Annotated in this window: 12 protein-coding genes and 1 pseudogene; 9 read left to right on the top strand and 4 right to left on the bottom strand. The window is 70.3% G+C overall.

The genetic code is table 11. The features are described 5' to 3' along the window. Nucleotides 1-1491: 1491 nt before the first annotated feature. Nucleotides 1492-2127, top strand: a complete 636-nt coding sequence (locus OO54_RS13595; protein ID WP_033203102.1) for a VOC family protein — start codon at nt 1492-1494, stop codon at nt 2125-2127. Nucleotides 2128-2543: 416 nt separating this feature from the next. Here the strand turns inward: OO54_RS13595 and OO54_RS13590 are convergent, their stop codons facing one another. Further along, complete coding sequence (locus tag OO54_RS13590; protein ID WP_033203101.1) at nt 2544-3269, bottom strand: peptidylprolyl isomerase; 726 nt, start codon at nt 3267-3269, stop codon at nt 2544-2546. A 159-nt stretch (nt 3270-3428) separates the two neighbouring features. Between OO54_RS13590 and OO54_RS13585 the strand changes: the two genes are divergently transcribed. After that, nucleotides 3429-4784 carry a competence protein CoiA family protein gene (locus OO54_RS13585; protein WP_051786918.1) on the top strand — a complete coding sequence of 452 codons (1356 nt, stop codon included), beginning with the start codon at nt 3429-3431 and terminating at the stop codon, nt 4782-4784. Nucleotides 4785-4950: 166 nt separating this feature from the next. Here the strand turns inward: OO54_RS13585 and OO54_RS13580 are convergent. Then, a pseudogene (locus OO54_RS13580) lies at nt 4951-5178 on the bottom strand (IS5/IS1182 family transposase); the annotation flags it as partial. Between the two features lie 143 nt (nt 5179-5321). On the opposite strand from OO54_RS13580, the gene OO54_RS13575 reads away from it, so the two are divergent. The 4 genes from OO54_RS13575 (at nt 5322) to OO54_RS45850 (ending at nt 8829) form a co-directional block, all read left to right on the top strand. Further along, nucleotides 5322-6329, top strand: a complete 1008-nt coding sequence (locus OO54_RS13575; RefSeq protein ID WP_234439586.1) for an endonuclease/exonuclease/phosphatase family protein — start codon at nt 5322-5324, stop codon at nt 6327-6329. 40 nt (nt 6330-6369) lie between these two features. Continuing rightward, nucleotides 6370-7155 (top strand): two-component system response regulator CseB, encoded by a 786-nt coding sequence (cseB, locus tag OO54_RS13570; RefSeq protein WP_033203099.1) that lies wholly within the window; start codon nt 6370-6372, stop codon nt 7153-7155. A gap of 16 nt (nt 7156-7171) precedes the next feature. Continuing rightward, nucleotides 7172-8428, top strand: a complete 1257-nt coding sequence (locus tag OO54_RS13565; RefSeq protein ID WP_033203098.1) for a sensor histidine kinase — start codon at nt 7172-7174, stop codon at nt 8426-8428. Nucleotides 8429-8541: 113 nt separating this feature from the next. After that, nucleotides 8542-8829 carry a hypothetical protein gene (locus tag OO54_RS45850; RefSeq protein ID WP_157856473.1) on the top strand — a complete coding sequence of 96 codons (288 nt, stop codon included), beginning with the start codon at nt 8542-8544 and terminating at the stop codon, nt 8827-8829. A gap of 263 nt (nt 8830-9092) precedes the next feature. Here OO54_RS45850 and OO54_RS13560 read toward each other — a convergent pair whose 3' ends face one another. Next, nucleotides 9093-11156 carry a SpoIIE family protein phosphatase gene (locus tag OO54_RS13560; protein WP_033203097.1) on the bottom strand — a complete coding sequence of 688 codons (2064 nt, stop codon included), beginning with the start codon at nt 11154-11156 and terminating at the stop codon, nt 9093-9095. 432 nt (nt 11157-11588) lie between these two features. Here OO54_RS13560 and OO54_RS13555 point away from each other — a divergent pair, with 432 nt between their 5' ends. The 3 genes from OO54_RS13555 to OO54_RS13545 all read left to right on the top strand — a co-directional run bounded on the left by OO54_RS13555 (nt 11589) and on the right by OO54_RS13545 (nt 17862). Continuing rightward, nucleotides 11589-14255 carry a SpoIIE family protein phosphatase gene (locus OO54_RS13555; protein ID WP_033203096.1) on the top strand — a complete coding sequence of 889 codons (2667 nt, stop codon included), beginning with the start codon at nt 11589-11591 and terminating at the stop codon, nt 14253-14255. Between the two features lie 122 nt (nt 14256-14377). Next, on the top strand, nt 14378-15520 hold the full coding sequence (locus tag OO54_RS13550) for an ABC transporter substrate-binding protein (protein ID WP_033203095.1): 1143 nt from the start codon (nt 14378-14380) through the stop codon (nt 15518-15520). 554 nt (nt 15521-16074) lie between these two features. Next, a complete protein-coding gene (locus OO54_RS13545; protein WP_033203094.1) occupies nt 16075-17862 on the top strand; it encodes an ABC transporter ATP-binding protein in 1788 nt (595 codons plus the stop codon). 262 nt (nt 17863-18124) lie between these two features. On the opposite strand, the gene OO54_RS13540 is transcribed toward OO54_RS13545, so the two are convergent. Beyond that, nucleotides 18125-19363, bottom strand: a complete 1239-nt coding sequence (locus OO54_RS13540; protein WP_078905185.1) for a DUF418 domain-containing protein — start codon at nt 19361-19363, stop codon at nt 18125-18127. Nucleotides 19364-19408: the final 45 nt, after the last annotated feature.

Raw genomic sequence — 19408 nt, 5'->3', positions numbered from 1 at the left:
TCGGCGTCCGGATCGAGGACGACATCCTCGTCACCGAGGACGGCAACCGGAACCTGTCGGAGGCGCTGCCGCGCCGCTCCGACGAGGTCGAGGCGTGGACGGCCGGCCTGAAGGGCTGATCCAGCCGGTCTCGAGTCCGCGACCGAGCCCCGTGCCGTGCCCCTGGTCAGCCACCGGGGACCTCATGGGACCGATGCTGACCGTTCGCTGACCTGGGCCCGGCCATCACTGCCCTGACCTGCGCAAACATCCATTTGCTAGATCTTGGACTTGAACATGGTACGTATCATCGAGGTACTCCTGGACGTAGGCTCCCTGCCTGCGTTTTTGCAGGTCAAGGGCTGTTTTCTCACCCTACGACGAGTCGCATGTTCGGGCAGCATTCCCCAGGGTCTTCAGGACTCGTGCTGACCACTTGCCGACTTTCCTGACGAATCGCCAGGTGCTCCGAGAGGGCTTCGATCGCCCTGCCGAGACCCACCGCGACGAGTGCACAAGCCTACGCAGCACCCTCCGAATGGCGTCCGTGATCACCGTCACTCCGGCGGTCTGGGCGACGGTCAGGAGCGAGGGCGGTCGGCCGGGAGGCGAGGCACCGCCATGGGCAGCCGGCCCACGGCCTCTCTATGCCGCCACCTCAAAGGAGAAGCCCCCGTGGTTGAACAAGGGATCTGAGGTGCTGAAGCGACGCGGCAACGTAGCAGCGGATCACCGGTTAACCAAACCGGCGATTCTCACGACCATGGCCAGAGCTCGTCCGGTGACTCGTGGCGGTGGCACAGGGCGGGCGTCAAGGACTTTGGGATCTCGGCCAGAGCAGAGCGCGAGCCGCTGCCGCGATCGCGCTCAGGCCGGCTGTAAGGCCAATTTGCCCGTGGAACCGCAGTCGCACCTCGACGGCACCCGCTCCGCGACGACATCCCACGAAGCCTTCCTCGCCCTCGGACGCGCACTGATCTGCCGGCGACGCCCGACTTGGGGATCCTGGTGGTCCGCGGATCGACCACGGGAGCGGACGGGGTTACCGCAGGCGTGCCGGCAGCCGTGGTTCCAGAAGCGCTGATCGGGGGCCGTTCCCGCAGTTGCCCGAGAACTAGCAGGAGGTGTTCCGCAGAGCCGGTGAGACGGCGGCCTGCTCCGCCCCTCGCACACCGTCTCCAGAACGACCCGACCACCTGACCCTACGGCCGCTTCGCCATCTACTGGAAGACATCCGACGGCGCACCTGACGCAACGACCCTTGGCTACGGAGAGGCAACTGACGGCTGCATCTCGGATACAGCCGGCCAGTGGCACGGCAATCGTGGCAGCGGCTGATCGAGCGGGTCGGGGCCTCGGCGAGGCTGCGGTGCTGCTGCCCGGCTTCAACCGGGCCTCCCCAGCCGGGATGACGATGATCGATCCGCTCCACGGCTGATTCCACGGCGGACGCGGCCGGGGCGGCGGGCGTGGCGTCGGGATGTGGACGGGTTGTCGGGTGATGATGCCGAAGTGCGACTTGATCACGTGTCCTATGCGGTGGCCCGCGACAGCTTCGTCTCGACCGTCCAGCGGATCGGATCGGCCCTCGGCGCCGGGTTCGTCGACGGCGGCGTGCACCCGCGATTCGGCACCCGCAATTTCATTCTCCCGCTGAGCGGCGGCACCTACGTCGAGGTCGTCACCACACTCGACCACCCCGCCGCCGACCGCGCACCCTTCGGCCAGGCGGTCGCGCGCCGCGCCGCCGAGGGCGGCGGCTGGCTCGGTTGGGTGGTCTCCGTCGACGACATCGCCTCGGTCGAGGCCCGCCTCGGCCGCACCTCGACCGAGGGCCACCGTGTCCGCCCCGACGGGTTCGACCTGAGGTGGAAGCAGATCGGCCTGCTGGAACTACTGGAGGACCCGCAACTACCCTATTTCCTCCACTGGTTGGTCCCCAGCGAGGAGCGCCCGAGCGCCGACCCGCGCACCTCCACCACCATCCACGGAGTCTCCATCGCCGGCGACGCCGCCTCCATCGCCGAATTCCTCGGCGAACCGGCCGACCACCCCCTCGACCAGATTGACGTCACCTGGGTCGAAGATGAGGAACCAGGCCTGGTCTCGGTCGAGTTCGCCACCGCCCACGGCCCGGTCACGATCTGACCAGGGCCCGACTGCCCCGCGAGAGCAGCCGGCTGGGGTCTCCTGGCCAGCGCGTATCTCTTTGACGGGAGGCGCGTCGCGGCGGACGATTCGGGCCTCCCGGACGCCAGCCGGGCAGCCGGGCAGCCGGAAGTGCATCGGCGGCGGCCGGTGGCTGAATACGCTCGGAGTTACGCGGGTCGGGCCACCCGTACGCCCAAGACGGAGTCCGGCCCCGGCAGGGAGCCGGGACCGGACAACCGGTGCTATGTCCACGGGCAGCATCGTACGGAGTGCGGAGGTTGGGCCTTGGGCGCTTCACGTAGTCCGGGCACAAGGTCCAAAGCCCTCCCCTTCCGCACCCGGACGCTTCACTCGCCTGGAGCGGCCGCAGGCGCCGGGCATGCTCATCGAGGACGTGGCCACGTCGCGGTGCGTCAGTGCCGGCAGGACGGCCGGACGCGGAGCAGCTCGGTCCGCAGGACGGGTGTGCCGTCGACCGGTGCCGGGTTCTCCGCGGTCGGCTCGATGCCTGCGGCGGCGATTTTGTCGAGTGTCGTCAGACCGTCGGGTCCGACCGTGCCGAACACCGTGTAGTTCGGTCGCAGTGCGGAGTCGCCGTAGACGACGAAGAACTGTGAGCCGTTCGTGTTCGGACCGGCGTTGGCCATCGCCAGCAGGCCGCGCCCGTAGAGGCGACGCGTGCCGGTGGGATCGGTGGGTGCGGGCGGCAGGTCCACCGGCAGCTCGTCCTTGTACTTGTACCCGGGGCCGCCCTCACCGGTACCGGTCGGGTCGCCGCACTGCAGGACCTTCAGCGTCGGATACGCCGTCAGACGGTGGCACACCGTACGGTCGTAGAACCCGTGCCGTGCCAGGTGCAGGAAACTCTGCACCGTGCACGGCGCCTTGGCCCGGTCCACGTGCAGCGGGACCGAGCCCTGGCTGGTCGGAACCGCCAAATCCACCGTGCCGCGACTGGGGGTGCGCCGCGGGTCGGGCGGCAGCGGAACGGGGCGCGCCGGCGGCTCGTCCGGGGTCTGCGTGTACTGGCAAGGGCCGTGCGTGGTGCGTGGCGGAGCGCTGTCGGAAGCGGTGGCGACACTCCCCCCGGACACGACTAACGCCACGGCCGCGAATGCGCTGATCAGTGTTCGTTTCATCTTGCGCGCCCTCCCGATGATCTCCAGGTCTTGGAGCGGTCGCAGTCTAGGGCGTGGCGTGGTCTGCGGGAGTGGAAGTTCCGGCCGATCAGCGTGGCCACAGCCCCATGCTTCAGGAAGACACGCCCTTGGCCGTGCCAGGACAACGGGATCCGCTGCGTGGACGCCGACCATCAGGACTGCTGCCTCCGCCAACTGCGGGCGTCCTTCCAGCACTTCGCGCGAGCGCTTATCGTCTTTTCCATGGCCAACGGGGTGTACCACACCAAGTACGGCATCACGATCAATCTGACCTTCGAGGACTTGGGCCACCCGGACCGCCCTGGACTGCTGGACGAAATCACCCAGCCCGTCGGGGAGCGGGACCGTGATCTTCTGCAGTGCCTGACCGACTACCGGGGCGGCGATTGCCAGTGCGCACTCGCCGACAAGACGCCGTGGATGTTCGTACGTCGGCAGCGCCGCGCCGGCCGTGTCGTGTGGGTGGCCGCGCACCTTCCGCTGACGCATGCCGCGACGCCCGAGGAAAGCGACAAGCACAAGGCCATGAAGGAGCGCATAGCCCGCTCCGCCTTCCGTCACGGACTCGACGTCCAGGTCGAGGCTCGGTCGTCGGACGGCCGGATCGTCACCGACGTCCTGGTGTCGGGTGCCGGCGGACGGGTGGGGTGGGAGGCGCAGTACTCCCCCATCAGTGCGAGCCGAGTACGGCGGCGCTCCGGGCGAGCCCGGGAGAACGGCATAGCGCCCCTCTGGGTGACCGGCGACGCGTCGTCGGAGATCATCGATCGTGCACCATGGACGAGGGTGGATGACGTGCCCTGGCAGCGCATCGTCTCGCCCCTGGCGATGATCGTCCGAGGTGGTGTGCGGCACCTCCAGATCTGGAAGTGCACCGCGAGCAGCGAGCGATCCTGCCCTGAAACGGGCTCCCACTGCGGCAAGTTCCACAGCGGCTGGTTCCTGCCCGCCCTGTGCGTCCCACAGGAACGCGCCACCGCTCTGGATGAACTCGTCGTCACCAGTGCCGACGGCGAACACGTAGCCGTGCGTGTCCGCAACACCCAGGACCCAAGGCGCGCCTCCTACCTCTGGGCGCTTGCCAAAGACGTGCAGCGGTGGCGCGACCTCACCGGCCACGGCGAAGGCGAGCCGGAGGACCTGCCGGCGGATGACGAGCCGGTCACCTACTCCGAAGAGGAACTCGACAGCTCCTGCCGCTACGGCAACCAGGACCGCCAGTACTTCAGCGACCCGCGTCCCCGGCGGGACATGATGTCCGCTACGGGCCTCCACACCTTCGACACCGCCCCCGATCACCCCTACCGAGCCCCCAGCCGGCCGGTGCAGATGCGCCGCCTGTCCACCCGCGAGCGCGCAGCCATCGCAGACGAACTGGGCTGTCCGGTATGGGAGATCGGACCATGCACGCTCTGCGCGGAGCCGATCCACCGTTACGGCCGCTCGAGTGGCCTCGCCTGCGTCAGCTGCAGGGCCACAACCCTGAGCATGTGACTGGTCACCGCCGCGGACGACGGCCCGTCCCTACAGCACCACGTTCTACAAAGCCCGCATGCAGGCTCACGTCCCTGGAGCCCGCCTTCGGAGCAGCGGTGCCGGCCATTGCCGGGAGATTCGCCGTCCACCGAAGTCGCCGGGTCAGAACGTCCGCGCAGCCAAACGCGCCGCGAACGCACAGTTTCGCGCCGGCGTCGATGATGACCTGCACGTTCGCCGAGAACCGGTGGTTGCGCGAGGACGCCCCCGTCTTCCGGTCTCGGACCGGGATCAGGGTGCCGTCCACGATCCACAGCCGCTCGAGGGCGTCGGCCGGACGGGCGGCCGGCTCGATCGCGAGCAGCGGCCGCAGCCGCTGGATCACCCGGCACACCGTCGCCGGCGCACTGCCTGCCCGATCAGCTCGGGTCGATACGTACCTGAAACAGAGCCGTGGGGCGCTCGAAGCAGTGATCAGGTCGGCTGGAAGCGTGCCCACGCGACTCTGTGCCCGTACCCGATTCCCGGTGTACGTGACCGCCGGAGGCCGTTGTCATGTTGAGCACTCCCCACCGCCCCAGTCCCGCCACCCGAACGGGGCCCGCCGACCCGCCCCAGGATGGTGCCGGGTCGCGTGAAGCCCGCGCCCGCGCGGGCCGTCGCGGACGGCTGATCGCCGGCTTCGCGCTCTGCGCAGCCCTGCTGATGGCGCTGCACGCCCAGATCCCCAACGGGGTCGGCCAGCTCGGCAGCCTGTTCGAGACCTTCCTGCCGTGGGCTGGACTGAGCGTTCCGGTTCTGCTCACCTTCGCGGCGGTTCGACGCTCCCGGATCGCGGCCGTTGCCGTGATCGCGCCCGCGGTCGTCTGGGGCTCGCTCTTTCACGGTGTGGTGGCCGGCAAGAGCTCCGAGGGCGGAGACCTGATCGTGGTCACTCACAACGTGGACGAGGCGAACCCTGATCCCGAAGGCACCGCGCGTGCCCTCGCCCGGTCCGGGGCGCACGTCCTCGCCCTGGAAGAGCTGTCCTCCAAGAGCACACCCGCGTACGAGCGCGAGCTGGCCGAGGCCTACCCGTACCACTCGGTGCACCTCGGCATCGGGCTGTGGAGCACGTACCCGCTGCGCCGGGTGGAACCCGTGCCGATCATGCCCTGGACCCGTGCGGTACGGGCCACGGTCGACACCCCGCAAGGCCCCGTCGCCGTATTCGCCGCTCACCTCGCGTCGGTACGGGTGACCTCCCTCGGCTTCGCCACCGCCCGCCGCAACGAGGCGGGAAGGAATCTCGCCGAGGCCGTGCGGGCCGAGCAACTGCCCCGAGTCATCGTGATGGGCGACTTCAACGGGACGAACGAGGACACCGCGCTCAGCCCGCTGACCTCACAGTTGCGCTCCGCACACGGCGAAGCGGGCGCGGGCTTCGGCCTCACCTGGCCGGCATCGTTCCCGTTGGTGCGCATCGACCAGATCCTCGTCCGGGGAGTCGGCCCCGCCTCCTCCTGGTCGCTCCCGGCCACGGGCAGCGACCACCTCCCCGTCGCGGCCTCGCTGCGGCTGTGACCACGCCACCCGACCCGCTGACTACGATGACGAGGAACATATGACCGCCCATGAGCAGATTGGTGGTATGTCGGCCATCCGAGTACCAGGCCCCGTCAGCGTCCTCGTCGTCGAGGACGACGCCGTCATCCGCCGCGCCGTCCAGCTCTTCCTGGAGCGCTACGGCTATCAGGTCGCAGTGGCCGCGGACGGCCTCGCCGGCCTGGAGGCATTCCGAGCCGATGCCCATGATCTGCTGATCCTGGACGTCATGCTGCCCGAGCTCGACGGCATCGGGCTGTGCCAGCGCATCCGGGAGGAGAGCTTGGTACCGATCCTGATGATGTCCGCCCGCGGCGACGCCCTCGACGTCGTCGCAGGCCTGGAAGCAGGCGCCGACGACTACGTCGTCAAACCCGTCGACACCGCCGTCCTCGTCGCCCGCATCCGCATGCTGCTGCGCCGCGCGAGCTTCGGACGACCCGAAGAGGCCGAGAAGCCGCCGACCCGCTCCCCGGACACGCACGTACCCGCGACCCAAGCCAGTGCGGTGATCCCCGGAGTGCTGGTCTTCGGCGACCTGACCGTGAACACCGTCGGTCTGGAAGTGCACCGCGACGGCCGGCCCGTCCCGCTGACCCCCACCGAACTACGCCTCCTCCTGGAGTTCGCCGCGGCACCCGGCACCGTGCTGGACCGCCGACGTCTGCTCCGCGACGTCTGGGACTACGGCTGGGAAGGAGACTCCCGGGTCGTGGACCTGTGCGTACTGCGCCTGCGCAAGAAGATCGGAACCGGCCGGATCGAGACCGTCCGCGGCTTCGGCTACAAACTCGTCCGCGACTGAGAGACCGAACCGGCCCATGGCACTCCTCAACCCACGCGCCCTGCGCTGGAAGATCGCGGCCCTGACCGCGGCCGCCTGCTGCGCGGTGGCCGCAGTGATCGGCGTACTCGTCCACCAAGCCATATCCGAACGCGGCGACCGCACCGGCGAGCAGCGCGTCGCCGCCCGGCTGACCGCCGCAGAGCGCGAGTACACCCGCACGGGCACGACACCCATCGACGTCGAGATCAGGTCCCCACAACAGCTGGAAGCGCCCCTCGCGCGGGCACTGGCAGCCAAGGACCCGAGAGGTCTGTACGTGACCTGGTACGACCGGGAACCCCCCGACTGGTACTGGCTGTGGGCAGCCCAGCCCGTCGCCGGCAACCGGGTACTCGTCGCGCGGACGGACATGAGTACCGAGGTACGCAGCCTCCAGCTCCTGGATCGCAGCATCATCAAAGCCGTGCTCGCCGCCCTCGCCGTCGTCGTGCCGCTCGCCGCGCTGGCCACCGAACCGATGAACCGCCGACTGCGCCACGGTTCCCGCACCGCCCGGGCCATCGCCGACGGCGACCTCGACGCCCGGATCGGCTCCCGCGGCCGAGCCCGTGACGAGATCACCGAGATGTCGGCCGCCGTGGACGTGATGGCCGGAGCCCTGCAGCGCAAGCTGGAGAACGAGCGGCGGTTCACCGCGGACGTCGCCCATGAACTGCGCACCCCTTTGATGGGCCTGTCCACCGCCGCAGGACTGCTCCCGCAGGACGACGAAGCGGCGGAACTCGTACGCGACCGGGCCCTGGCACTGAACGGTCTGGTCGAGGACCTCCTGGAAATCTCCCGGCTCGACGCCGGCGCCGAACGGGCCCGGACCGACGTCGTACCCCTGGGGGACCTGGTCGCCGACGTCGTGCGCCGGACCGGGACGCAGACCGTCGTCACGACCAGGGACGCCCAGGTCGTGGAGACCGACCCGCGAAGGGTGGAGCGGATCGTGGTCAACCTGGTGACCAACGCACACCGGCACGGAGCCACCCCTGTCGAGGTCACCGTCACCGGCACGCGGATCGTCGTACGGGACCACGGACCCGGCTTGCCCACCACGCTCCTCGCCGAAGGACCGCAGCGCTTCCGTACGGGAACCTCCGAGCGGGGGCGCGGCCACGGCCTCGGACTCACCATCGCGCTGGGGCAGGCCGATGTCCTCGGAGCGCGGCTGACCTTCGCCAACGCCCCCGGCGGAGGCGCGACCGCCACCCTCGACCTGGCCTCGATCCAGTCTGAAACGTAACCGCGATACGACCCCGCGGCGGCGGAAACAGGGGCGCACGAGACCGGAAGCACGAGCCCTCGAAGGTGAACTCAGGTGCGGGATCCGCACCAGACCCGCCTGGGAGGTACCCCATGTCCGACAGCCCCCGCCGTTACCGCCCCCGTCTCCGTCGGCCCGCCGCCCTGTACCTGTCCGCCGCCCTCCTCATGAGCGGCACGGCCGGCTGTTACACCTTCGGGGGCAAAGACCTCACCGACCTCGGCAGAGAAGAGTCCTCCAGCCTCGGCGCCGCAGGCACCGAACCGGATGCCGACCTGAGCCGGGCGATGGACCTGCCGTGGCCGACAGAAGGCCAGGCGAGCGCGGAGGTCGAAGGCGTCGGACACGGACCTGTTCGACTACCGGTAGGTGCTGGGTGAGCCGGGCGTGGCCCGGGCGCCCCGAACGGCCACACCCACCTCTTGATCGCCAGGGAGCTGGAGGCGGCAGGCCGCACGATCGAGGCCCAGGGGTGGGCCGGTGAAGGCCGCCGACCAGCCCCGGAAGGGCCGGTACGGCGGCTCGGTGCTGGTCGACGCGCACAAGGGTGTCGAGCTGGTGGACGAGCCAGGCTCGCTGTCCTGAACGGAGCTGCACACGAGCGATGAAGCGGCCGCCAAGACACACCGGACTCGACGCCTCCTCAATGGGCGCGGCGGACGCGGGCGAGGACCAGAACCGCGTCGTCGGCCGGCGGGGCGGGCAGCAGGCTCGCAAGAATGCGGTCCGCCATTGCTTCCAACGGGCCTGAGGTCCTGCCCAGTTCGGCGCGCAATGCCTTCAGACCGACCTCGAGGTCCGCGCCTCGTGTCTCGATGAGGCCGTCGGTATACAGGGCGAGACTCGCGTTCCCGGGGAGTTCGATCTCGATCGTCCGGAAAGGACAGCCGCCGACGCCGAGAGGGACTCCCAGGACGTCGTCGATGGTCTCCACTGTGCCGTCCGGCCGGAGTACCAGGGGCGGGGGGTGGCCGGCGCTGGCGATGCGGGCTACTCCGCTCTTCGGGTCGTAGACGATGTACAGGCACGTCGCCAGTTCGATGCCGGCCTCCTGGGCGCATGCGTCGAGCTCGGTGAGGAGGTCGTCGGGCTCGCTGTCGTGCCTGGCCAGAGCCTTGGTGGTGATACGAAGGCGGCCCATGGCGGCGGCGGCCGACACACCGTGCCCCATCACGTCGCCCACCACGAGAACGACTCGGCCGTCGGGCAGGCTGATCACGTCGTACCAGTCGCCGCCGACCTCGGTGATCCGACTGCCGGGTACGTACCGGTGGGCCACGTCCACGTACGGGCTGGTCGCCAACGCGCTGGGCAACAACGCCCGCTGCAGAGTGAGGGCGATGTCCTGGACGCGGCTGTACAGACGGGCGTTGTCCAGGCAGATCGCAGCCCGTGAGGCGAGCTCACTGGCCAGGCTGACATCGTCCCGGGTGAAGGCCGGCCGGCCCGTGGACCGGCCGAACATGGCGATTCCCTGGACCGTGCCCCTGGCGATGAGCGGGGCAACGAGGACGCAGGCCAACCCACTCTCGGCGAAGAGCCGTGCGCGTGACTCGATGAGGACGGTCCGGGCCAGGAACTCCTCGTCCACCACGGCGGAGAGGGCGCGACCGGTCCTCAGCATGTCGTGGATGACGGAGCCGGGCGGATACCGCACCGTCTCCACCCCACTCACGAGTTCGGTGGCCGGAGGGGGCAGGATCGTCCCGGAGGCGATTCTGCGGGTGAACAGCGGTCGCGCCGGGTCAAAGACCTCTGCCTCGTCCATCCACTCCACGACTTCGACCACGGCGGCGTCGCAGAAGTCCGGCATTGCAGCGTCGACCAGCTCCTGGGCGGTGACGTTCACGTCCAGGGTGGTCCCGATGCGAGTGGAGGCCCCGTCCAGCAGAGCCAGCCGTCGACGGCTGGCGGTGGCTTCCAGGATGGCCTGTTCCCGGTCGGTCACGTCCAACATCAGCCCGCCCACTCCGGGGCGCGAGCCGACCGCCTGGCTCAGGGGGAAGAAACTCACCGACCGCACCTGGTCACGGTCCGGATGCCCCCGCGGACGCATGCCCACCAGGGTCCCCACGACCGGTGCTCCGCCCAGGGCGACGCCGCGGAGCATGCGCTGGTATTCACCATCGTCGGACATGATCATGATTTCGTCCATGCGCCGCCCGAGGTGGGCCTCGATCGGCAGACCGTCCATGTCGGCGAGCGCCCGGTTGAGATGGACGTACCGGAGGTCCTGGTCGAGCATGACCAGACCGATGGGGCAAGTCTCGAAGAGGGCGTCGAGGAAGGCGAGGTTGGTCTTGACCCGATCGAGCTCGTCGCTACGGCTCGCCAGGACCATCACCACCGAAGGTCCGCCGGATCCGGTCACGGAGAAGGCCCGGAAGCCGCAGTCGAAGACGGTGCTGTCACGATGCCGGGCCGTCAGCCGCCCCCTCCAGTAACCCTGGGTCCGGCCTCGCTCGGTCAGCCGGGCGCACGGATCGGGGGCGCCCCGGGGCCCGTCGGCGAAGAGAACGGCGCCGGGCCTCGACAGGACGTCGGTGGCGTCATATCCGAAGAGGTCCCGCGCGCCGGGCCCCCAGTAACGGACGAGGTCCCCGTCATCGAGGCCGAAGACGGCCACGGGCACGTGCTCGAGCAGCGTTCCCGGCTCGGACCAGAACGGGCCGTGGGTCTCCTCGCCCCCCGGCCGAGCCGATGGCACGAGATGTCCCCTTCCACTCGCCGTTCCATCCATTATTCCGGACACCATGGGCATTCCGCGGCGCGAAGTGCGCCGTGGCGAGGATTGAGCCAAGAGAAACGCCCCGGCCGCCGGTGGCCGGCTCAGCGCAGCAGGGCGGTAACGGCGGCCTGCACGTCCCCCACGCGCCGCGCCACACCCTCGCTCCGCGGAAGGGCCCGGATCGCCGGCTCGGCGACCGTCGCTCCCCGCTGCCGACGGCCCATAGAGGTTAGAAGATGGAGTATGAGCGACCTACTTGGACACGTCCGACGTCGGCTGCTCGGCTCGACCACGAGCTCTTCCTCTCCCTCTCGGCGTCCCCGCCCAGGAAGCCACCAGGAGCGTCAGGAGCACGCCCAGCACCCCAAGGGAGAGGCGCGGCGGCCGCAGCGTCTGTCCTCCCTTCTGAGCGTGCGCAGCGTGGCCGGCGAGGTGTTCCTCCTGCAGCTGGCGGTCGTGGTGCTGCTCGTCGCCGCCGCGGTGGTGGCGCTCGTGGTCCAAGCCCGGAGCGCCGGCATGGTGGACGCCCGGCACCGTACGCTCGCCGCCGCCGGAACGTTCGCGGAATCTCCGGGAATCGTCGCGGCCCTGCGCAGCCCCCATCCGAGCGCAGTGCTACAGCCGAGCGCCGAGGCGGCCCGGAAGATCGCCGGGGTCGACGGCATCAACGTGTACACACTTTCCGGGGTCACCCTCGCCCACAGCGACCCACGGCAGATCGGGAAGCACGTCGTCGGCCCCTTCTCCAAGGCGGTGGCCGGCCAATCCTTCACCGAGACCTTCGAAGGGTCCTTGGGGAAGTCCGTGGTCTCGGTGGTCCCCGTCAAGGACTCCGACGGCCGCGTCATCGCCATCGTCTCCTCCCCGGTCACGGTGCAGAACGTGCAGAGCATGGTGAACCGGCAGCTGCCGGTCGTCCTCGGCAGTGCGGCCGCGGTGCTCGCCCTGTCCGCGGGCGGAACCGCCCTGGTGAGCCGTCGGCTGCTGCGCCGGACGCATGGCCTGGGACCGGCCGAGATGACGAGGATGTACGAGCACCACGACGCGGTGCTGCACGCGGTGCGAGAGGGCGTACTGATCGTCGGCGGCGGTGGACGGCTGCTGCTGGCCAATGACGAGGCGCGGCGGCTGCTGGACCTGCCGGTGGACGCGGAAGGGCTCCCCGTCACGGACCTCGGTCTGGAAGAGGGGATCGCCGATCCGATCGCATCAGGCCGTTCCGCGACCGACGAGCTACACATGGCAGCCGATCGGCTGCTGGCGGTGAACATCCGGCCCACCGCGCCCTACGGGCAGGCCGGGACCGTCGTCACGCTGCGGGACACCACCGAGCTGCGGGCACTCTCCGGCAGGGCCGAGGTGGCCCGCGAGCGGCTGAAGTTGCTCTACGACGCGGGGATGCAGGTCGGAACGACGCTGAACGTGGAGCGCACCGCGGAGGAACTGGCGGAGGTGGCGGTCCCACGGTTCGCCGACGTCGTCACCGTCGACCTGCTGGACCCGGTGCTGCGCGGCGAGGAGCCGCCCGAAGCGACCACCGAGATGCGCCGCACCGCCCGCGTCGGCCTTCAGGGCGACCACCCCCTCTACCCCGTCGGCCGGCTGATCCGGTTCGTTCCCACCAGCCCCATGGCCGCCGGGCTGGCCGACAGCCGCGCGGTCCTGGAGGCGGACCTGCGCGCCACCCACGGCTGGCGGACCCAGGACCCGGCCAACGCCCTGCAGATCCTGGACCGCGGCATCCACTCCCTGATCGCCGTGCCCCTGCGGGCCCGGGGCGTGGTGCTGGGGATGGCCGGCTACTGGCGGACCCAGGACTCCCCGCCCTTCGACGAGGAGGACGTGTCCTTCGCCGAGGAGCTGACCGCCCGGGCGGCGCTGTCCGTCGACAATGCCCGCCGCTACACCCGCGAGCACACCATGGCCGTCACCCTGCAGCGCAGCCTGTTGCCCCGGGGCGTACCGGAGCAGTCCGCCGTCGAGGTCGCGCACCGCTATCTGGCCGCCCAGGCCGGTGTGGGCGGTGACTGGTTCGATGTCATCCCGCTGCCCGGCGCCCGCGTGGCCCTGGTGGTCGGCGACGTCGTCGGCCACGGTCTCCACGCCGCCGCCACCATGGGCCGCCTGCGCACCGCCGTGTACAACTTCTCCACCCTCGACCTGCCCCCGGACGAACTCCTGAGCCACCTGGACGAGCTCGTCGCCCACATCGACACCGACGAGCAGGAGTGGCAGGGGATCACCGGAGCCACCTGCCTGTGCGCCCTCTACGATCCCGTCTCGGGACAGGTGACGGCCGCCACCGCCGGGCATCCGGGCCCCGCTCTGATCCTTCCCGACGGAACCGTGTCCTTCCCCGAGGTGCCGGTCTCCCCGCCGCTGGGCCTGGGCGAGGGCCTGCCCATGGAGACCATGACGGTCACCCTGCCCGAAGGCTCCCGGCTGGCACTCTTCACCGACGGGCTGATCGAGAGCCGCGACCGCGATCCGGACGCGGGCCTGGCAGCGCTGCGCGCCGCTCTGGCCGGGCCCGCCCGCACCGCGGAGGAAACCTGCACCGTGGTGATCGACGCGATGCCGCCCACCAGGCCCAGCGACGACGTCGCGCTGCTGGTGGCGCGCACCCGCCGACTGGACCCCGCGCGGATCGCCGAGTGGGACGTACCCCCCGACCCCGCGGCGGTGTCCCCGGTGCGCAACGCCTGCGCCCGCCGACTGGCGGACTGGGGCCTGGAGGACATCGCCTTTACCACGGAACTCATCCTCAGCGAGCTGATAACCAACGCCATCCGCTACGGCACCGAGCCCATCCGGGTGAGGCTGCTGTACGACCGCAGCCTGATCTGCGAGGTCTCCGACGGGTCCAGCACCTCCCCGCACCTGCGCCGGGCCGAGGCCACCGACGAGGGTGGTCGCGGCCTGTTCCTCGTCGCGCAGTTCGCCGAGCGCTGGGGCACCCGCTACACCGCCCGCGGCAAGATCATCTGGAGCGAGCAGGCCCTCCACGACGGGGCCGCACCGCCCGCGATGGATCTCGGAGAGGCGCTCCTGGCCGGGTGGGACGACGAAGGGTTCTGAGAACGCGCCGGTACGGCGGCCGCAGGGAAGACAGCGGACACCACCGTCTGGGACTGCGCTGCCGAGGCCGCCGAACGTACGCTGGCCTCGATCAGTACGCGACCGCCCGTTATGGAGCCTTTGTGCCCGCACCTCGTCTCCGGACAGCCTTCGTCGCCGCCTGCCTGGTCCTCGCGGCGCCCCTCGGCGCCTGCGGAGACAAGCCCACCACCGCGCCCAGTGCACCCGCGGTGGCCACCTCCGCCGCGGACGCCGGCGGCATGGCAGCACTGACCACAGCGGCGAAGAAGGAGGGCTCGCTCCACACGATCGCGCTCCCGAGCGACTGGGCCAACTACGGCGCACTGATCGACGGCTTCGAGAAGAAGTACGGGATCAAGGTCATCGTGGAGAACCCGGAAGGTACCAGCCAGGACGAGATCAACGCCCTGAGGGAGCACAGGGGGGAAGGCCGCGCCCCCGACGTGATCGACGTGGGGGGCTCGTTCGCGCAGTCCGCGGCACGGCAGGGCCTGCTCGCTCCGTACGAGGTCGCCGCGTACGACGAGATCCCCAAGGAACAGAAGGACGACCGGGCCCGCTGGTACAACAACTACGGCGGTTACATCTCGATCGGCTGTGACGCCAAGCGCGTCAAGACCTGCCCCGCGACCTTCGCCGACCTGCGCAAGCCCGAGTACAAAGGCAAGGTCGCGCTCAACGGCAACCCCACCAAGTCCGGCTCCGCCTTCGCCGGGGTCTACGCGGCGGCCCTGGCGAACGGGGGTTCCTTCGACGACGTCCAGCCCGGCATCGACTTCTTCGCCGAGCTCAGCGAGAACGGCAACTTCATCCCGGTCGAATCCACCCCGGCCACGATCGCGAAGGGCCAGACCCCGATCAGCATCGACTGGGACTTCCTCAACCTCGGATACGCCGACGAATTCCGCGAGAATGGCACGGACGTCGACTGGCGGACCGCCATCCCCTTCGACGGCAGCTTCGCTCAGTACTACGCGAACGGGGTGAACAAAGACGCTCCGCACCCCGCGGCGGCACGTCTGTGGCAGGAGTACGTCTTCAGCCCGGAGGGCCAGAACCTCCGGCTCGGCGCCTATGCACGCCCCGTCCTCATGGACGCCATGGAGGAGGACGGCACCCTCGACAAGGCCGCCGCGGAGAAACTGCCGACGGTCGAGGGCACGCCGACGTTTCCGACGGAGGCGCAGACGGAGATGGCGAGAGAGACCGTCAACCGCGGCTGGGCCGAGGCCGTCTCGAGCTGAGGGCGGGGGGCTCCTGGCCAGGCGTGACCCGCCCGTCCGGGCCTCACACCGGTGGCCACGGCACTCGCGGCCGCTGTCCGGCCCAACTACAGGCCATGCTCACCGTTTGACGATCAGATCGAGGAGCTCGGCGAGACGGCGCCCGGCCGATCCATGTTGAGCGGGATGCCCGCGTCGACCGACACGTCACCTGACACAACGGTAGTTCCCAGTGGTCAGCACCGCGGCAGGGCTCCATTCACCTCCAGGTACTACCGGCGATGCGCTCCTTCCAGCGGCCATGCGACTGCTCTCCGCCGAGGGACGGGGATTCTTCCCCTGCTCTCTCGCCTCTTGGGGGATCTCCTCTCCCAGCCACTCGGCGGGGCCCGCCCGACGATCGTCGGATGGTCGAAGAGACGTCCCGCCTTGCAGGCTGGGGCATGACACGCCGTACACACGAGCATGAGCTGGCCATCTCACACCGGTTCAGCGGCCGGTGCGGCGGACCGTCGTGACGCCAGCTACGGGGCGCTCGCCCTGCCATAGCGGCAGACCACCAGGAGAGGATTCTTGTGAACACCGCATCCGCCCCGGAGACGACGGGTGTCGAGTCCCTGCTCGTCCGCGAGACGCTCAAGGCGCTGTACGGGTATGTCCGACCGCACCGGTGGACCGTCGTACTCGGTCTGCTGTTGGCGCTGGTCGGGGCCGCCGGAGGACTGCTGCAGCCGCTGGCCACGAAGGCGCTGGTCGACCGGCTCTCGTCCGGTGACACGCTCGCCACCATTCTGCTGGCGCTGACCGTGCTGGTGCTGCTGAGCACGGTGGCCGAGGCGTTCGGCGCCTATGTCCTGGAGCGGACGGCGGAGTCGGTGGTCCTGGCCGCCCGCCGCAGCCTGATCGGCCGACTGCTGCACCTGCGGCTGACGGCGGTGGACCGGATGCAGCCGGGCGATCTGATGTCACGGGTCACCTCCGACACCACACTCCTGCGGGCCGTCAGCACCCAGGACGTGGTCAACGCCGCGACCGGGGCGCTCACGCTGATCGCGGCGGTCATGGTGATGGCGTTCCTGGACGCCGTCCTGCTCGGCGTCACCCTCGTCGTGGTCGCGGCCGTCGGCGCGGGCGCCGCCCTGGTGATGCCGAAGATCGGGCAGGCCGCCGAGCGTTCCCAGGCAGCGGTCGGGGAGATGTCCACCGGCCTGGAGAGGGCCTTCGGCGCGTTCCGCACGGTGAAGGCATCCGGCGCCGAGCAGCGGGAGGCCGCTCGCATCGAGGCGTCGGCCCGGCGGGCGTGGCGCCACGGTGTGCGCGGCGCGAAGTGGGAGGCCCTGCTGGGAACGGCGGACAACCTCGCCGTCGAGCTGGCGTTCCTCGCCGTGCTCTCGGTCGGCGGGGCACGGGTGGCGTCCGGGGACATCCCCGTCTCCACGCTCATCGCCTTCCTGCTGTACCTGTTCTACCTGATGGAGCCGGTGTACAAGCTGGTCGAGGCCGCCTCCGCGTACCAGGAGGGCGCGGCCGCGATCTCCCGGATCAAGGAGGTGGACCGCCTCGCGGCGGAGCGGCCGGCCACGTACAAGCCGGTGCGGACCGAGGCGCGTCCGGCGTCGGTCCGCTTCGAGGATGTGTCCTTCCGCTACGGACCGGGGCTGCCGCCCATCCACCAGCAGGTGGACTTCGAGGTGCCGGGCGCCGGGATGACCGCCTTCGTCGGGCCTTCGGGCGCGGGCAAGTCGACGGTCTTCTCGCTCATCGAGCGGTTCTACGAGACGACCGGCGGCCGGATCCTGGTAGACGGCAAGGACATACGCCAGTGGCCGCTGGCCGAGCTGCGGTCCGCCATCGGGTACGTCGAGCAGGACGCGCCGGTGCTGGCCGGCACCCTGCGGGAGAACCTGGTCTTCAGCGCGCCCGGCGCGACGGACGACGACATCCGCGCCGTCCTCGCCCGGACCAGGCTCGACACGCTCGTCGACCGTCTCCCGCACGGCCTGGACACCCTGGTCGGGCACCGCGGCTCGAAGCTGTCCGGCGGCGAACGCCAGCGCGTCGCGATCGCCCGCGCACTGCTGCGCAGGCCCCGGCTGCTACTCCTGGACGAGGCGACCTCGCAGCTCGACGCCGTCAACGAGCTGGCGCTGCGGGACGTCATCGCCGAGACGGCACGCGAGACCACCGTCCTGGTGGTGGCCCACCGCCTGTCGACGGTCACGAACGCCGAGCGCATCGTCGTCATGGACGCCGGCACGGTCCGTGCGATCGGCACCCATGAGGAACTGGTGGACAGGGACGAGCTCTACGCACAGCTGGCCGCGACCCAGCTCCTGACCCCGGCGGGGCGCCCCGGCGGGTAGCGCGGGTGTCCCACCGGCCGCCCCCGCCGCACGGCGGGGCGGAGGTCCACGCAGAGACCACGAGGAGTGCCACGCCTGATCGAGCGGGGGTCCAGTCGGCGGCGTGCCGCCGACACCGGGCTACGCTGCTGCGCCGTGAGCCGTGACCGGCACGCCCGCGCCGGGCACCGCCCCCGCAAGGGCTGATGGGAACAGCCCTTGCGGGTCACGTGGATCGGCGCAGCCGGGACGGGCCATGCGTGCCGACCGTCCCGGCCCGGCCTCATCGGATGTGCTTCGCCGGCTTGGTGGCGGCGTTGAGCAACGCCTCCAGCGGTCCGCGGCGGAAGAAGCGGGACCAGCCCGCGGCGAACGCGATCGCTCCGAGGATGAACAGGAGCACGGGGATCCAGGACGTCTGGCTGCTTTCGCCAGCCGATATGCCGAGCATGGGCTGGGCGAGGAAGTGACCGACGTAGGCCGTCAGGGACATGGTGCCCACGGCGATGACCGGCTTGGCCAGACAGCGCAGGCGCGGCAGGCGGTCCATCAGCACCGTCCCGCCCACGGTCACGAGGATGGCGACGCCCACACTGCCGACGATGTCGAACGTGGTGCCGCTGTGCGGCCCGGCGGACAGCAGTTCCGAGGCCGCCCGCCGGGGGGCCTCGAAGGATCCGCTGCCGAAGGACGAGGCCTTCTCGAACCCGGCGGACGACTTCCCGTCCTCCGCCGTGCTGTGCAGCGCGTCCTTGCCCGCCAGCACCAGGGACAGGCCGTACGCGCCGACGGTCAGAGCGGCACCGAGCGCGGCCAGGCGACGCTGGACGGAGACGGCCGACAGGTCGAGGCGGGCCAGCGCCATGCCGGCGACCACGAACGACATCCACGTGATCGTCGGATAGAAGCCGGTGAGCAGCAGGTCGAGCACGCCGACCTCGCTGATCTTCTTGAGCGGGTCGTAGGAGTCGACGGTCTGCTGGACGGACTCGCTGAGCCGCGCGTTCAGGACGAACGCCAGCTGGGGTGTGACGAGCGCGAGCCCGGCCGCGGTGATCGCCAGTGCCTTGGCGGACAGCCGCAGCAGGGGCAGGGCGAGGAGGAAGTAGACACCGTAGAAGCCGAGGATGATCACTTCCCCGTACTCCATCGCCAGCACGGTGCCCAGCGCCAGCAGGACCACGGCGCGGATCGCGAGCCGGGCCTTCGCCTGCCGGCCCGCCAGGCCGGTCTTCGGCTCACGGCGCCCGGCGATCAGCATCAGCGAGAACCCGGCGAGGGTGGCGAACAGAACCGACGAGTGGCCGTCGGCAAGGTACCGGACCCATCTGGCGACGCCGTCCGTGGCCGACAGTGGCGGGCCGATGTGCACGATGTACATGCCGAACACCGCCAGCGCGCGGGCCAGATCCACCCCGACCAGGCGCCCCGTCGAGGGACCTCCGGAGAGCTTCCTGGCGGACTCGGTCGAAGTGCGGGGCAGCGGAGGCGAGTTCTCCTGCGGCGGCTGTATCTGTGTCATACGGACAATCTCCGGGCGCCGCCAGGAGGCGGACCATCCGACGGG

It is taken from the genome of Streptomyces wedmorensis, from assembly GCF_000716445.1.
Lineage (GTDB): Bacteria > Actinomycetota > Actinomycetes > Streptomycetales > Streptomycetaceae > Streptomyces > Streptomyces wedmorensis.
Note: the sequence above shows the minus strand (reverse complement) of the source record. Positions and strands in the feature narration are given on the sequence as shown.

Coding starts and splice junctions, on each gene's coding strand:
- OO54_RS13575 (WP_234439586.1), top strand. CDS start 5,322: ATGTTGAGCACTCCCCACCGCCCCAGTCCCGCCACCCGAACGGGGCCC.
- cseB (WP_033203099.1), top strand. CDS start 6,370: ATGACCGCCCATGAGCAGATTGGTGGTATGTCGGCCATCCGAGTACCA.
- OO54_RS13590 (WP_033203101.1), bottom strand. CDS start 3,269: ATGAAACGAACACTGATCAGCGCATTCGCGGCCGTGGCGTTAGTCGTG.
- OO54_RS13540 (WP_078905185.1), bottom strand. CDS start 19,363: ATGACACAGATACAGCCGCCGCAGGAGAACTCGCCTCCGCTGCCCCGC.
- OO54_RS45850 (WP_157856473.1), top strand. CDS start 8,542: ATGTCCGACAGCCCCCGCCGTTACCGCCCCCGTCTCCGTCGGCCCGCC.
- OO54_RS13565 (WP_033203098.1), top strand. CDS start 7,172: ATGGCACTCCTCAACCCACGCGCCCTGCGCTGGAAGATCGCGGCCCTG.